This window comes from Kineosporia rhizophila, assembly GCF_021277265.1.
In the GTDB taxonomy this organism is placed as follows: domain Bacteria; phylum Actinomycetota; class Actinomycetes; order Actinomycetales; family Kineosporiaceae; genus Kineosporia; species Kineosporia rhizophila.
Genome location: NZ_JAJSOH010000050.1, coordinates 1 through 14,074, shown reverse-complemented (window position 1 = coordinate 14,074; position 14,074 = coordinate 1). Strand labels below are relative to the sequence as shown.

The 14,074-nt window shown below is 70.9% G+C and carries 13 protein-coding genes; 4 read left to right on the top strand and 9 right to left on the bottom strand.

Going from position 1 to position 14,074, the window contains the following annotated elements:
• Positions 1 to 43 precede the first annotated feature (43 nt).
• From LWF15_RS34600 to LWF15_RS34590, 3 genes are all read left to right on the top strand, one after another.
• A complete protein-coding gene (locus LWF15_RS34600) occupies positions 44 to 1,300 on the top strand; it encodes an APC family permease (protein WP_232815228.1) in 1,257 nt (418 codons plus the stop codon).
• Between the two features lie 12 nt (positions 1,301 to 1,312).
• On the top strand, positions 1,313 to 2,701 hold the full coding sequence (locus tag LWF15_RS34595; protein ID WP_232815227.1) for an FAD-binding oxidoreductase: 1,389 nt from the start codon (positions 1,313 to 1,315) through the stop codon (positions 2,699 to 2,701).
• Between the two features lie 131 nt (positions 2,702 to 2,832).
• Entirely contained in the window at positions 2,833 to 3,927 is a 1,095-nt protein-coding gene (locus LWF15_RS34590) for a DNA glycosylase AlkZ-like family protein (RefSeq protein ID WP_232815226.1), read from the top strand.
• Positions 3,928 to 4,070: 143 nt separating this feature from the next.
• Here LWF15_RS34590 and LWF15_RS34585 read toward each other — a convergent pair whose 3' ends face one another.
• The 4 genes from LWF15_RS34585 to LWF15_RS34570 all read right to left on the bottom strand — a co-directional run bounded on the left by LWF15_RS34585 (position 4,071) and on the right by LWF15_RS34570 (position 7,327).
• Positions 4,071 to 5,003, bottom strand: a complete 933-nt coding sequence (locus tag LWF15_RS34585) for a metallophosphoesterase family protein (RefSeq protein ID WP_232815225.1) — start codon at positions 5,001 to 5,003, stop codon at positions 4,071 to 4,073.
• A gap of 32 nt (positions 5,004 to 5,035) precedes the next feature.
• Entirely contained in the window at positions 5,036 to 5,692 is a 657-nt protein-coding gene (locus LWF15_RS34580) for a hypothetical protein (protein ID WP_232815224.1), read from the bottom strand.
• Between the two features lie 65 nt (positions 5,693 to 5,757).
• Positions 5,758 to 6,414 (bottom strand): 7-carboxy-7-deazaguanine synthase QueE, encoded by a 657-nt coding sequence (locus tag LWF15_RS34575; protein WP_232815223.1) that lies wholly within the window; start codon positions 6,412 to 6,414, stop codon positions 5,758 to 5,760.
• Between the two features lie 253 nt (positions 6,415 to 6,667).
• Positions 6,668 to 7,327, bottom strand: a complete 660-nt coding sequence (locus LWF15_RS34570) for a TetR/AcrR family transcriptional regulator (protein ID WP_232815222.1) — start codon at positions 7,325 to 7,327, stop codon at positions 6,668 to 6,670.
• Positions 7,328 to 7,466: 139 nt separating this feature from the next.
• Between LWF15_RS34570 and LWF15_RS34565 the strand changes: the two genes are divergently transcribed.
• A complete protein-coding gene (locus tag LWF15_RS34565) occupies positions 7,467 to 8,594 on the top strand; it encodes an alpha-hydroxy acid oxidase (RefSeq protein ID WP_232815221.1) in 1,128 nt (375 codons plus the stop codon).
• 7 nt (positions 8,595 to 8,601) lie between these two features.
• Here the strand turns inward: LWF15_RS34565 and LWF15_RS34560 are convergent, their stop codons facing one another.
• The 5 genes from LWF15_RS34560 to LWF15_RS34540 form a co-directional block, all read right to left on the bottom strand.
• Positions 8,602 to 10,302, bottom strand: a complete 1,701-nt coding sequence (locus LWF15_RS34560; RefSeq protein WP_232815220.1) for a serine/threonine-protein kinase — start codon at positions 10,300 to 10,302, stop codon at positions 8,602 to 8,604.
• A 90-nt stretch (positions 10,303 to 10,392) separates the two neighbouring features.
• A complete protein-coding gene (locus tag LWF15_RS34555; RefSeq protein ID WP_232815219.1) occupies positions 10,393 to 11,238 on the bottom strand; it encodes a helix-turn-helix transcriptional regulator in 846 nt (281 codons plus the stop codon).
• A gap of 278 nt (positions 11,239 to 11,516) precedes the next feature.
• Complete coding sequence (locus LWF15_RS34550) at positions 11,517 to 12,602, bottom strand: lactonase family protein (protein WP_232815218.1); 1,086 nt, start codon at positions 12,600 to 12,602, stop codon at positions 11,517 to 11,519.
• A 59-nt stretch (positions 12,603 to 12,661) separates the two neighbouring features.
• Complete coding sequence (locus LWF15_RS34545; RefSeq protein ID WP_232815217.1) at positions 12,662 to 13,087, bottom strand: nucleotide triphosphate diphosphatase NUDT15; 426 nt, start codon at positions 13,085 to 13,087, stop codon at positions 12,662 to 12,664.
• 131 nt (positions 13,088 to 13,218) lie between these two features.
• The coding region (locus LWF15_RS34540; RefSeq protein ID WP_232815216.1) for an LLM class flavin-dependent oxidoreductase at positions 13,219 to 14,074 on the bottom strand (856 nt) is incomplete at its 5' end.

Below are 14,074 nucleotides of genomic sequence, written 5' to 3'. Positions count from 1 at the left end.
CTGCCTCTGTCCGCCCCGCTCGGCCCACGACATCGTTGCTGGAATGACCGTTCGTGAGCAGGCGCCCCCAGGACTCACGCTGGGGCAGGGCACCGCGCTGTACGTGGGAGCCGTTCTGGGCACTGGTGTGATCGCTCTGCCCGCGCTGGCAGCCGAGGTGGCGGGACCCGCGTCCCTCATTGCCTGGCTCCTCATGGTGGTTGCGAGCGCACCGCTGGCCTTTACTTTCGCCGCCCTGGGGGCGCGGCATCCGGACGCTGGGGGAGTGGCGCACTACGCCCGTCTGGCCTTCGGTGACCGGGCGTCGGCCGTGGTCGGGTGGTGCTTCTACGCTGCTGTACCGCCCGGCTCATCAGCGGCCGCGCTGTTCGCCGGGCACTACGTGGAATCCGCGGTCGGGGGTGGACGGCCGACGGTGGTGGGTTCGGCTGTCGGTCTGACCCTCGTCGCCGCTCCGGTCAACTGGTTCGGCGTACGGATGTCCGGCCGGGCTCAGCTGGGGCTCGGCATCCTTCTGGTCGGGTTCCTCGCCGCCGCGGTTGTTTTCGCTCTTCCTTCGGCGTCCGCCGCCAACCTGCAGCCGTTCGCGCCGCACGGCTGGCAGTCGATCGCCCCGGCCACCGCGCTGCTGGTCTGGAGTTTCGTGGGCTGGGAGGCAATCACCCACCTGACCGGCGAATTTCGTTCACCGACCCAGGATCTCGCCAAGGCGACGACAGCCGCGTTGGTCGTGGTAGGCGTCATTTATCTGGCGGTTGCTGTCACCGTGATACTCGTGCTGGGGGCGAGTGCCGCAGACAGCCCCGCGCCCCTGGGGGAACTGCTGGCGGCTGCGTTCGGTGGAGACGCCCGGTTGCTGGCCGCCCTGGCGGCAGTCCTGCTGACTCTGGGCACGATGAACGCCTACTACGCCGGCGCGGCCAAGCTAGGCGCAGCGCTGGGGCGCGACGGGGCCTTGCCGGCCTGGCTCGGAAGGGGGAGCCAGGCCGGGGAGATACCTCGGCGCAGCCTGGTCGTGAACGCCTCGGCCGCCCTGGTGGTGCTCGGCGTGGTCAGCGCCGCCGAGATCGATCTGGGGGCGATCGTGCTGGCCACCAGCGGTCTGTTCGTCACCGTCTACGCGGTGGGGGTGGCCGCCGCCGTGCGCCTGCTGGAACCAGGCCGGGCGCGCCTGACCGCCGTGGTCGCGATGGCCACCGTGCTCGCCCTCCTGGCGATGACCGGCGTCCATTTGCTCTGGGCCCTTCTCGTCGCGGTGGCCGCGCTCGCCTATGGTGGCCGAAAGACCCCTCACCGCTGAGGAGCTCCCGCGATGACCGATGTGCTGGTGGAACCGCCGCAGACCGTGATCGACGAGCTGGTGGCCGCGCTGCCGGACGGGGTGGTGGTGACCGATCCCGTCCGGATGGACAAGTACCGGTTCGACCGGGCCGCCGACCCGGACGCGGGGGTGCCGGCGGCGGTGGTGCGGGCGGAGTCGACCGAGCAGGTGCAGATCGCGATGCGCTGGGCCGCCGAGCACCGGGTTGCGGTGGTGCCCCGAGGCGCCGGCACCGGGCTCTCGGGCGGGAGCACCGCGCGCAGCGGGGGCATCGTGCTGTGCACCGAGCGGATGCGCGCGATCAGCATCGACCAGCTGAGCCGGGTCGCGGTGGTGCAGCCCGGTCTGCTGAACGCCGAGGTCAAGCGGGCGGCGGCGGAGTGCGGCCTGTGGTACCCGCCGGACCCGTCGTCGTACGAGATCTGTTCCATCGGCGGCAATATCGCCACCAACGCCGGCGGCCTGTGCTGCGTGAAGTACGGCGTGACCACCGACTACGTGCTGGCGCTGGAGGTGGTGCTGGCCGACGGGCGGGCGCTGCGGCTGGGCGGGCCGCGGCTGAAGGACTCGGCCGGGCTGTCGCTGACCAAGCTGTTCGTCGGCAGCGAGGGCACCCTGGGCGTGATCACCGAGGTCACGCTGCGGCTGATGCCGCCGCAGCACCCGCCGCGCACGGTGGTGGCCGCCTTCGCGAGCACCGAGGCGGCCACCGAGGCGATCGTGGCGATCACCTCACGGATGCGCCCGGCGATGCTGGAGTACATGGACCGCACCACAGTGAACGCGGTCGAGGACAACCTGCGGATGGGCCTGGACCGCTCGGCGGCGGCGCTGCTGGTGGCCCAGACCGACACCGAGGGCAGCACCGCCGAACGCGAGGTGGCCGAGATCGTCGAGGCCTGCGAACGGTGCGGCGCCGGCGAGGTCCTGGCCACCGACGACCCGGCCGAGGGGGAGGCGTTCACGGTGGCCCGGCGCCAGGCCATCCCCTCGATCGAGAAGAAGGGCAAACTGCTGCTTGAGGACGTCGGTGTCGCCGTACCGCGGCTGCCCGCCCTGGTCGCGGGGATCGAGAGGGTCGCGGCCGCGCGCGACGTGACGATTGCGCTGATCGCGCACGCGGGTGACGGGAACACCCATCCGCTCATCGTTTTCGACCCGGCCGACGCGGCGGCGGCCGAGCGTGCCCAGGTGGCCTTCGGGGAGGTGATGGACCTGGCGATCGAGCTGGACGGCACGATCACCGGGGAGCACGGGGTGGGCCGGCTGAAACAGCCCTGGCTGCAGGCGCAGGTGGGGGAGGACGTGATGGAGGTGAGCCGGCGGATCAAGGCGGCGTTGGATCCGCTGGGGATCATGAACCCGGGGGCGGTGCTCTGAGGTGTTCCGGGCTTTGCTGGTCGGTGGGCTCTGAGCTGCGGTGGGGCATGGTTGTCGGGGGTGCCTGGTAGAACTCCCACCCAAGGGGCGGGGGAGGGGGTGGCCGTCCTACCTAGAGCTGGGGGGCAGCGGTGGGCAAGATCGACGTGACCAGGGAGAACGTGCTGGGCTACCGGGCCACCGCTCAAGGGCTGGTGGGTGGCTCGGTGGAGGGGCTGCTCGGTATCGGGGTGCAGGACACGCCGGTGGGTACGGCGGCCGCGGTGCTGGCGGCGCGCGGGGCGGAGCAGCGCCCGGCCCGGACCCGGATCGTGTGGTCGTGGCGGGGTGCACCGCACGTGCATCACGAGGCCGATCTGAAGCCGCTCGCCACGGCCACCTGGCCGATGGACGATGCCGATGCCACCCGGCGGATGGGGGCCTCGCAGATCGCGGCGGGAGCCCGTCGGGGGCGTGAGGCCTGGGCGCAGGCGGCCACTGCGGTGCGCGAGGTGGTGACCGAGAAGCTGGCCAAGGGCGAGGTGAGTACTCGGGTCAGTGCTGCCGTGCCGGCCGACCTGACCTACGACTGCCCGTCCTGCCGGGCGCGGCACATCAGCGGTGGGCTGTTCCAGTTGGTGGGGGTCGCGGCGGGGGTTGAGGTGCTGACCGAGGGCCGCTCGACCTACCTCAGGCCGTTGCCCGCGTCGCTGCGTTCGAAGCAGATCCCCCAGGCCGGCGCCGGGCTGAGCGAGATGCTGCGGCGCTACCTGCTGGTGAACGGGCCACTCTCGTCGGCGGCGCTGGGGGCCTGGATCGGCACCACGGCCACCGAGGTGAAGAAGCATCTGCCGCCCGGTTTGGTCGAGGTGACCACCCCGGCGGGGCGGGCCTGGATGCCGGAGGAGGCGGTGCCGGACCTGGTCGTCGCCGCCCGGCCGGAGGGGCTGGTGCGGTTGCTGCCGGGCGGGGATCCCTGGCTGACGGTGCGCGACCGCGAGCTCGTGGTGCCCGATCCCCAGCAGCACAAGGAGGTCTACAAGGCGATCAGCAATCCCGGGGTGCTGCTGGTGAACGGTGACGTGGTCGGCACCTGGCGGGGTCGGCTGGGCCGGGGCAAGGTGCTGGAGGTGGCGGTTACCGGTTTCGAGCCGATCGGTCAGCAGTTGCACAGGCAGGTCGAGGAGGCGGCGCAGCGGCTCGCCCCGGCGCGGCAGGCGGGTGACGCAAGGGTGAGTTTCGGATGACCGGCAAGATTCTTACGCAACCGGGGAACCGAACGCCGCGTAGCGAAGTCTGACTCAGTACCCGGCGGTGGTGCGCTGCGGAGGTCGCCGTATGTCAGGGTGCGGCGAGCACCGCGCGACACCGCCGCCGGGGCCAGACCGGATCAGACCGGGCTGCCCTCGGGCTTGGGCCAGAGCCGCTGGAACGAGATGTCGGTGCCGCCTGTCGGCGCCTGGACGCCCTCGGGGGCCGGCAGGATCTGCCGCAGCCAGGTGCGCTGGCCCCACATCCGCCACTCGCGCGGGTAGCCGACCGACACCTCCTCGAAGCGCACCCCGTCCAGCCAGGTGCGGCGGGGGATGTGCAGGTGCCCGTAGACCACCACGTCGGCCCGGTAGCGCTGGTGCCAGTCGGCGCTCTGGGTGGTGCCGCACCACTGGGCGAACTGGGGGTAGCGCAGGATGTTGTTGGGGTGCCGCTCGACCGGCCAGTGGTTGATCAGCAGCGTGCGCGCGTCGGGGGCCAGGGCGTCCAGACGGCCCTTGGTGTAGTCGACCCGGGCCTGGCACCAGGCCTCACGGCTGGGGTAGGGCGTGGGCTCGAGGAAGCGTTCGTCGGCGCAGACCACGCCGGAGTCGTAGGCGACCTTGAGCGAGGCCTCCTTGGTGGTCGTGCCCGGGGCCAGGAACGAGTAGTCGTAGAGCAGGAACATCGGCACGATGGTGAGCGGGCCGCCGTCGCCGGTCCAGACCGGGAACTCGTCCTCCGGCGTCACCACGCCCAGGCTCCGGCAGACCTCGACCAGACGTTCGTACCGCGCGACTCCGCGCAGCGTGACCGGGTCGCTCGGATGCGTCCACAGCTCGTGGTTGCCGGGCACCCAGACGACCTTGGCGAAACGGCCGGCGAGCAGGCGCAGCGCCCACTCCACGTCTTCCAGCTTCTCCGCCACGTCGCCGGCCACGATCAGCCAGTCGCCGTCGTTCTCCGGCCGCAGGGTCTCGGTGATCTCCCGGTTCTCCTGGTAGGCGACGTGCAGGTCGCTGACGGCCAGGAGCTTGGCCCCCGGTGCGGGTGCTTCTGGGGTAACGGACACGCGGCCACGTTACCCGTCAGGGACCGAGGCGGTCAGGCCTGCCGGAGCAGCGGTCGATCACTCATGCTCGGCACCCAGCCCTGCTCCAGGTAGAGCACGTAGCTGGCCACGGCCGGCACCTCCACCCGCAGCCGGCCCGGCTCCAGCATCAGTTCCTCGGTGGCCAGCAGGGCGTGCGTGTCGCGGTCGAAGATCAGGGTGAGCCGGCGCCGGGGGCCGAAGGTGAACTCGAAGCCGTAGCCGACCCCGGTGCGCCCGGCCCGGTCGGTCATCTCACCCAGCGGCAGCAGGTCGGGCCGGCCGGTGAGCACCTGGAAGAAGGCCTCGGCCAGGGCGGCCGGCACGGCCTGGTTGTGCAGACGCTGCGCCGAGGCGATCATCACCAGCGTCGCGGGCACGTTGTGCTGCGCCGAGGGCGCGTCCTTCAGCAGGTACTCGCCCAGCCCGGTGGGATCGGTGGGCAGCCCGGGAGCCCACTCCACCCGGCCGGTGTTGGAGTGGTCGGCCGCCGGTGAGTCCGGCCGCTGTTCCAGGATCCGGACCCGCCCGTCGGCCGCGCTCCAGTACTCGTTCTCCTCGACCTGCAGCGCCGCCACGCCACGACCGCCCTCGACGCTGACGTTGAGGTGCCACTCGCGGGTGTGCAGGTAGCTGATGCTCTGCTCGGGGTTCACGGGCTGGGAGTTCACACCTTGAACCCTATGGCCTGTTCTGCGACCGGCGTGCGGGCTTGCCCGCACCCGGCCGGTCCCGGTCAGCTCTGCCGGTTGGTGAGGGCGCTGAGCCGGGCCGAGACGTTGAACCCGGCCTGGATCGCCGACTCCGAGACCTCGGCCAGACGGCTGGCCGACAGGGCGGCGGTGGTGGCCTCGGGCACGATCCAGATCCGGTCGAACGGCAGCTCGTGCAGCTTGGCGATCTGCAGCACCGACTCGACGTCGCTGAGATCCCGCACCGCGAAGGAGAAGTCGATGTCGTACTGCTCGGCGCACTTGCCCCAGGCGATCAGGATGTCGCGGTTGATCCGGGTCCAGGCCGGGTCGCCGGAGTGCGCCAGCTTCGGCGACACGGTGATCCAGCTGACCCGGTGCAGGGTGGTCTCGATCGGCGGGAACGTGCCGTTGGTCTCCAGGCCGATCTCGTAGCCGCCGAGCATCTCCAGGAACTGCGGCCAGGCCGGGGAGTTCTGCTGCTGCAGCGGCTCGCCGCCGCTGATCACGATCAGCGGCGTGTTGGCCGAGCGGGCGGTCTCGGCGATCTCCTCGATCCGCCAGTAGCCGACCTCGCGGGAGAGGTCGTAGCGGGAGGTGTCCCAGGTGAAGGCTGAGTCGCACCAGGAGCAGGAGAGGTTGCAGCCGCCCATCTGGACGACGACACAACGGCGACCGGCGGAGCGGCCCTGGGCGTGCACCGTCGGTCCTACGACACCGGCGACCACGAGTGCTGGTCGAGCCCTGGCCGCAGTCAGCTGGTGCTGGCTGGCGGTACTGATGGTGACCCTCCTGTGACGATACGGCCCCTCCCTGCCGTGCATCATCACATGTCTAAGAGGCTCTTAATGCACTAGCCGCGAAATTACTCCGTCCGCGCGGCCCAAGTTCTCCCAAATGCTCAGATCCGTTTATGCGCAGAGATTTTCATCGTTCTGATCCGTGTCCGTGCTCTCACGGGGTGTGATCGGGATGGGCCGTCCGGGTGTTTCCGGCCGAGAGTTCGGCCAGGGCGGGAATACCTCCGGGCGAGGCCGCCCAGGCGGCCAGCACCGACCGGCCCAGCGTCTCGGCGATCTTCTCCGGACCCCAGTGGAGGGTCTCGGTCAGGTCGACCACCACCCGCTCGTCGAACGTGGTGATCCAGATCAGGACCGAGTAGCGCAGGTCCACGTCCGGGATCTGGCCGCTGAGGACCAGCCGGCGCACCACCGCGGTCAGCGTGGTGTCGAGCTCGGTGAGCGGCGGGTCGTCGCCGTCGCGGATGCGCTCGAGGTAGCCGCGGGCACTGCGGATGTGGGTGGCGGCCCGCCCCCAGGTTGTCGCGCTCAGCACCCACTCGTGGCACATGATCTGGAACGAGCGCAGCGGGTCGGGGTGGCCGGCCGTGCGCAGCCGGGTGAGCAGGTCGTTCTGGGTGCGGCGGTAGAACGCGTCGTAGACGGCGTGGACGTCCTCGAAGTGCCGGTAGGTGGTGGCGGTGGAGACGCCGGAGTGCCGGGCCAGGTCGGGCAGGGTGAAGGCCAGGCCGCGCTCGCGGAGCAGGCTGCCCGCCGCGTCCAGCAGCTTCTGCCGGGTGCGCAGGGTGTCGGCCCGGAGATTCTCACCTGTCATCGCTGTCAATGGTCCCACCCTCGAGGCCTGCGAGACCGGACCTCGCCAAGCCGGGAAAAACTTCTCATCTGTGGGTTACTTGTCCGGAAATCCGCCTTAGAGTTGGGAACATCTTCTCAACTCCGATGAGGGATGCCTGATGGTCGCGTTCAAATCGGTTTCCACGCCCGAGCTTGCCACGCTCTCCCAGATCCGCCGGACGGCGCTGTCGAGGCTGTCGCCGGAGGTCGCCGACTTCCTCGAGGGCGGTGCGGGGGACGAGACCACCCTGGCCGCCAACCGCTCGGCCTTCGCCCGCTGGGGTTTCCGGCAGCGGGTGATGAGCGGGCTCGCCACCCCCGACATCTCCACCGCGCTGCTCGGCATCGACCTGGCCATGCCGGTGCTGACCTCGCCGTTCGGGGCCGACGGGCTGTTCCACCCGGAGGGGCAGAAGGCCGTCGCCCGGGCCAACCTGAACGCCGGGATCGCGAGCATCGTGCCGGAGGCGGGCACGCACGCGCTCGAGGACGTGGCCGAGGCGGCACCGAAGGCGGCCCGGATCGCCCAGCTGCACCCGATGGGCCCGGAAGCGAACTTCCGGCACATGCTGCACCGGATCGAGGACGCCGGCTACGAGGCGATCTGCCTGACCGTCGACTGCCCCACCGGCGGATGGCGGGAACGGGTGCTGCGCAACGCTTTCGACCTGGACGCGCGCTACGTCAACGGCAACTACCGCAACGACGGCGAGACCAAGCTGATCGAGGTGTTCGGGCAGCTCTTCGAGCGGTGTGCCACGGTCTGGTCGTGGGAACGGCTGGCCGGGCTGATGAACGAGACCGCACTGCCGTGGTTCGCCAAGGGCATCATGACGCCGGAAGACGCACTGGCCTCGGAGGCCGCCGGGGCCAGTGCCGTCTACGTCTCCAACCACGGGGGCCGTCAGCTGGACGGGGTGCCCGCGGCGCTCGACGCCCTGATCGAGGTGCGGGAAGTGATTGAAGGACGTTTGCCGATCCTTTTCGACAGTGGTGTCCGTCGGGGTGCGGATGTGGTGAAGGCGCTGGCTCTCGGTGCGGACGTGGTGGTGATCGGGCGGCTGGCCGCCTACGGGCTGGCGGCCGGTGGTCAGGCCGGGGTGGAGCGGGTGCATTCGCTGCTCTACGACGAGATCCGCACGGTGCTCACCCTGCTCGGGCGCGGTGGGGTGGACGAACTGGGGCCGGACTCCCTGGTCCGGCTGGGCGCCTCGGCGGTGTCCGAGGCTCTGCTGACCGCCCACTGACCGGCGTTCAGCCCTCGCCGTTGAGAACGTCCTGCTCGTTCAGGCCGGACAGGGTCACCGTGGTCACGCCGTTCTCGGTGTCCTCGAGGTCGACCTCGAAGTAGCCGGACAGGAGAAAGCCGTTCTGGTCGTGGACGAACCGGGCGTCACCGGGGTCCTCGCCGTCGACCTCCTCGACGGAGTAGGTGGTGGCGGTGCACGGGGATCCGGGCGGGAAGCCGGGCTCCTGGCCCTCGGCGAGGCCGGTGCAGGCGAACAGGGTGAACTGGGGGTCGTCGTACTCCTCGCCACCGGGGGAGTTGGCCTGGAAGTAGCGCTCGGTCTGCGCCGTGGCCGCGGTCTGCGAACTGAGCTGTACCACCTGGCCGTTGAAGGCGCTGACCAGGCCGCTGAAGGCGGCGCTGCGCTCAGGGTCGCCGAGATCGCCCTGGAACAGCGGAGTCCCGGTTCCGGCCGGGGCCGGGGTTGCCGGGGTGGTCGTGGTTGCCGGGGTGGTCGCTGTGGGGCCCGCGCTGGTGCTCGACTGCGGGCGGGCGGTTTTGGCCGGGTCGTTCGCGCGGCGGTCGGGGCCCAGCCACAGGAACCAGGTCAGGGTGGCGGCCAGTAAGAAGGTAAGGACGCCGGTGGTCACCAGGGCAGTGCGGCCGGACCGATGCTCGGCGGACTTCGGAGTCTCTCCGCGACGGTTACCCGGAGCCAGATCCGCCACGACGGGCGGAGAAGGCAGTTCGGGGGCCCGGGCGGCGGCCGGCTGCTGCCACTCCTCACGCAGGATGAGTTGCGTTGCGTCGGTGTCGAACGGCCGGGTGGCGGCCCGTTCGTCACTGTCCCACCCACCCAGCTGGCCGATGACGGCGGTGGCGCCGCGACCGTCCATTGTTTGCTGGTTCTGCTTCTGACCGAAGGCGACGAGCCCCTGCAGCAATTGCTTGGCCGTCGGCCGGTTCTGCGGCTCCCTGTCCAGAGCCGCCTGTACTAAGGGGGCGATCCACTGGGGTAGGCCCGACAGGTCTACCTCTGCGTGCACCACGCGGTACATCAGCGCCGGGGCCGGTCCACTGCCGTACGGCGGTTTCGCCGTTGCCGCAAAGAGAACGGTCAGACCCCAGCCGTACACATCGGCGGGTGGACCGACCAACGTGGTGCCGGTGACCTGTTCCGGCGCCATGTACCCCGGGCTGCCCATGCCTACGCCGGTACGCGTGGCGTGCGTTGCGGATTCCATTGCGGCGATACCGAAGTCGATGACCTTGGGACCGTCCGGCGCAAGCAACACGTTGGCCGGCTTAAGGTCGCGGTGCACCACCCCGGCCTCGTGGATCGCCGACAACGCCTCGGCCAGCCCGGTGGCCAGCGCGTGCAGCAGTTGATCGGAGAACGGCCCGTCGGCGCGCACCACGTCGTCCAGGCTCGCGCCGCCCACGTACTCGGTGGCCAGCCAGGGCTCGGCGGCGTCGGGACCGGCGTCGAGCACCCGCGCGGTACAGGCCCCGGTGACGGCGCGGGCCGCAGCGACCTCCCGCCGGAAACGGGCCCGGAACGCCGGGTCGGCCGCGTACTCGGCCTTGACCGACTTCACTGCCGCGGGCCGGCCCGCCTGGTCGGTGCCCACGTAGACCACACCCATGCCGCCCGAACCGAGCCGGGCGACCAGCCGGAAGCCGCCGATGGTGGCCGGGTCACCGGGTCTCAGGGGTGACAACGGCACGACTGCGCTCCTGGATCGATCTGGCCTCTGCTTACGGCCGGTGAATCTACCTGGGCTGCATGAGAGACCGATGAGGTCCCCTCACGCCGCTCAGATCAGGCCGTTGCGTACCGCGTAGGCCACCGCGTGGGAACGATTGCGCAGGCCGAGCCGCTGGGAAAGGTCCTGGATCACGGTTTTCACGGTGCGCTCGGAATAGGCCAGCCGCCGGGCGATCTCCCGGGTGTCGCAGCCCTCACCCAGCATCCGCAGCACGGCCAGTTCACGCTCCGTGTGCGCCTGCGCGGGCGGGACCTCCACCGTGGACGTGGGTGCCGACGTGCCCTCCTTAAGGCTGGACACCCGCGGACGCGGGGAGCGGACCTGACGCACCAGGCGGGTGAGCAGTTCGGTGGGCAGCACACTCTCGCCGGCCTGGGCCGAGGCGATGGCGCGGGCCAGGGAACGGGTGGTGATCGCCGAGCGGCGCAGGATGCCGATGACCCCGGCGTCGAACGCGTCGGCCACGCCCCGGGCGTCGATCTCGCCCACCACCAGCAGGGTTCGCCGGGCGCCGGACTCCTGCACCGCCCGCAGGGCGACCAGGCCGGGCTCGTCCATCGCCTCGGCCGCGACCACGGTGACGTCGGCGGTGGCCATGCCCGCCTCCGGCACCAGTTCGATCCCGGGGCAGTCGCGCAGGTAGGCGATCATCCCGGCCTGCGACAGACGGTCGCAGCCGAACACGAAGACCCGGGTGGCCCGGGCCCCTCCCTGCGGGCCCACCTGCTGCGGGTGCGCGCCGCCGGACGGCGTCGCGGCCCCGGTGCGGGCCTGGCCGTTCTGGTTGCCCTGGTTCGGGTACTGGCCAGGGCTCTGCTTGCCGTGCTGTGTGAGCACCCTCGGCCGGTCGATTTCGGTGGCCAGCCTGATCCCCGTGCTGTTACCGGTCTGCATCGAGACTCCTCCGTCGCTGCCGGGCATCCCCCGCCCGAGAACGTAGACGTGATGATGCCGTCCGGCGGGGTCCCAGTGGTAGGAGACGCAAGAATCCCCTGAGATACATGCGGCTTGCGGCCGGAGCGGCGGCGGGGCGCATGCGGGGGCGACAAAGAAGCGGCGGGTGAGCGACCGTGCTCAGAAGGTAGCGGAACAGTCCGGGGGTGGACAGGGTCCGAGCACGATCGCCGCCCTCACGGGCAACCGGCCAGGTGCAGCGGCTTTTCGGGCCGGAACTACAGCCAGGCCAGGCAGACAGGTGTCGGAACGTGGTGCTCGCGCACGAAAGAGAGCACCTCGGCGCCTTGCGCCTGAGGGTCCACGCTGAACACCGTCACCGAGTGACTGTTCTGGTTCGCGGCCAGCAGGTACTGCCCGTCGGGGGTCAGCGCCACGTCGCGCGGGGCTCGTCCGCGGACCGGGACCGAGGCGATCAGGCTGAGTGCATCGCCGGGGCCATGGCGGAACACACTGACGCTGTCGTGGCCACGGTTGCTGGCGAACACCAGCTCACCCGACGGGTCGACCCGGACCGCGGCGGCCGAACTCGGTTCCTCGGTGTCGTCGGGCAGCAGTGACACCGAACCCACGGCGACGAAACCGGATTCGGTGCGCCGGAACGTGGTCAGGCTGTTGTCGAGTTCGCCGACCAGGAAGAACGTGTCGCCGGAGGGGTGGAAGGCGAGGTGCCGCGGGCCGCTCCCGGGCGGGCAGTCGATGCGGCCGGCCGGTACCAGACGCTCATTCTCGATCCGGTAGACCAGCACGGCGTCGATGCCGAGGTCGACCACGAGCAGTTCCGGGCCGGCCGGGCTGAACGCGACCATGTGCGGATGGGGGGACGTCTGCCGGGCCTCGTTGGGCCCGGCACCTTCGTGCTGCACCAGGTCGAGCCGCTCCCCGATGCGGCCGGTCTCTTCCTGCAGGCCGAACAGGGCGACCGACCCGCCGGAGTAGTTAACCACCACCAGGTGACGCCCGTCGGGGGAGACCGCCAGGTGCGCCGGGTCAGCACCCCCGGAGGGCTGCATGCCGAGAAGGACCAGCGTGTGCTGTTCGGAGTTGATCCGGTAGGCGCTCACCCCGCCCTGGCCCTCTTCGGCGTGCGTTTCCGAGACCGCGTAGAGCACCCCCTCGAAAGTGGTTACCCAGGAAGGGTTCCTCAGCACGGTCGCCAGAGTTGCCTCACCCAGCTGCCCGTGCCCGGTGTAGCTCGCGCGCATGATGCCCGGCGCCTGGCCGTCGACGTGGGGGAGGCGTTCGGTGTAGGTGCCGAAGAACAGGTCTTCGTGTTCGGGACCGGGGGTGGTGACAGCTGACATGGGCAGAGTATGTCGGGTGAGCAGCTTCGAGCGGGGGGAGGTGCCCGGGGGTGTCTCGGTCAGGCCGGAGCGTGGACTTGACCAGGACGCCAGCCGGTCGCCCACAGCGCCGCGGCCGGGCCGAACATGGGCGTGGGCAGGTTGTCGAGGTCGCGCCACCAGACCCACTCGGCGGCCTTCTCCGGCTCCAGCACCCGGGCCTCGCCCTCGGCCTCGATCAGGTGGTGCAGCGTGACGTAGTGCAGGCCGTCGTCCGGGAAGAGGTCGTTCGTCCAGGTGATCGGCGAGACCCGGATCGCCCGCAGCCCGGTCTCCTCCTGGAGTTCGCGGGCCGCCGCCACCTCGGGCCGCTCGCCTGCCGAGACCTTGCCACCAGGAAAGGCCCAGGTGTCGGCGCCGTGTGCGCCCAGCCTGCGGCCGAGCAGGACGGCGTCGTCGCGGACCACCACCGCGCTGGTTCCGACGAACGGACCTTGCAACGTCATGACTCTCCTCGCTGATGGGTGACTTCGACCGGCCCTGTGCTCCCGGCCCTGCGTTCCCGGCCCTGCGTTCCCGGCCCTGCGTTCCCGGCCCTGTGCTCCTGGTGCTGTGAGCGGTCAGGGGCTGTGAGCGGTCAGGGGCGCGGCGGGCCGGCTTCGAGCCGGGCCGAGATCTCGCGCATCTTCTCAGGCCCGTGCTGGTCTCCGCCCCAGCGCGACTCCAGCCACCAGGTCGCCCCGGCCTCGATCCACGGGGTCACGGTCTCGAGGGCGGCGGCCCGGTCGGCCGGGGTCTCGCCCTCGTGCAGCACCTCGATGTCGGTGCGGCCGCGCTCGGCGAGCCAGGCGACGAGTTCGCGCTGATCGGTGGGCGTGGCCGGCCTGCCGTCGGGCAGGTGGTATTCCGGGATGACCCCGTCGCAGCGCAGGATGCGGTTCATCGACCTGGGCCGGGGCCAGGCGCCGACGGCCCAGACCGGGATCGGTTTCTGCACCGGGCGCAGCCCGCCGATGATGGCCTCGCTGCCCTTACCACCCTGGTAGGTGTACTGCTCGCCGTTGAATGATGTGCCGCCGCACCACAGTTCGCGGATCAGGTCGATACCCTCGTCGAGCATGGCGGCGCGCTGCCGCCGGTCGATCACGTCGGAACCGCCACGGGGAAGGGCCGGGTCGACGGCGCCGAGCCCGACCCCGAGGACGGCGCGGCCCTCGGAGATGACGTCGAGGGTGGCGACCTGGGACGCGAGCTTCCACGGGCGGCGCCAGGGCAGCGGGGTGAGCATGGTGCCGAGGCGGATGCGGGAGGTGACGGCGGCCATGGCGCTGAGCAGGCTCCAGGCATCCACCCCGTAGGCGGTCTCGAAGACGAAGATGCCGTCCCACCCGGCCTGCTCGGCGAGGACGGCGTGCTCGATCTGCTGGCGGGGGGTGCCGCCGGGAAGAATGAAGCCGAAGTTCGTCATGACGAAGAGTGAAGCAGCGGCCACC

Coding starts and splice junctions, on each gene's coding strand:
- LWF15_RS34600 (WP_232815228.1), top strand. CDS start 44: ATGACCGTTCGTGAGCAGGCGCCCCCAGGACTCACGCTGGGGCAGGGC.
- LWF15_RS34595 (WP_232815227.1), top strand. CDS start 1,313: ATGACCGATGTGCTGGTGGAACCGCCGCAGACCGTGATCGACGAGCTG.
- LWF15_RS34570 (WP_232815222.1), bottom strand. CDS start 7,327: ATGACAGGTGAGAATCTCCGGGCCGACACCCTGCGCACCCGGCAGAAG.
- LWF15_RS34565 (WP_232815221.1), top strand. CDS start 7,467: ATGGTCGCGTTCAAATCGGTTTCCACGCCCGAGCTTGCCACGCTCTCC.
- LWF15_RS34555 (WP_232815219.1), bottom strand. CDS start 11,238: ATGCAGACCGGTAACAGCACGGGGATCAGGCTGGCCACCGAAATCGAC.
- LWF15_RS34550 (WP_232815218.1), bottom strand. CDS start 12,602: ATGTCAGCTGTCACCACCCCCGGTCCCGAACACGAAGACCTGTTCTTC.
- LWF15_RS34545 (WP_232815217.1), bottom strand. CDS start 13,087: ATGACGTTGCAAGGTCCGTTCGTCGGAACCAGCGCGGTGGTGGTCCGC.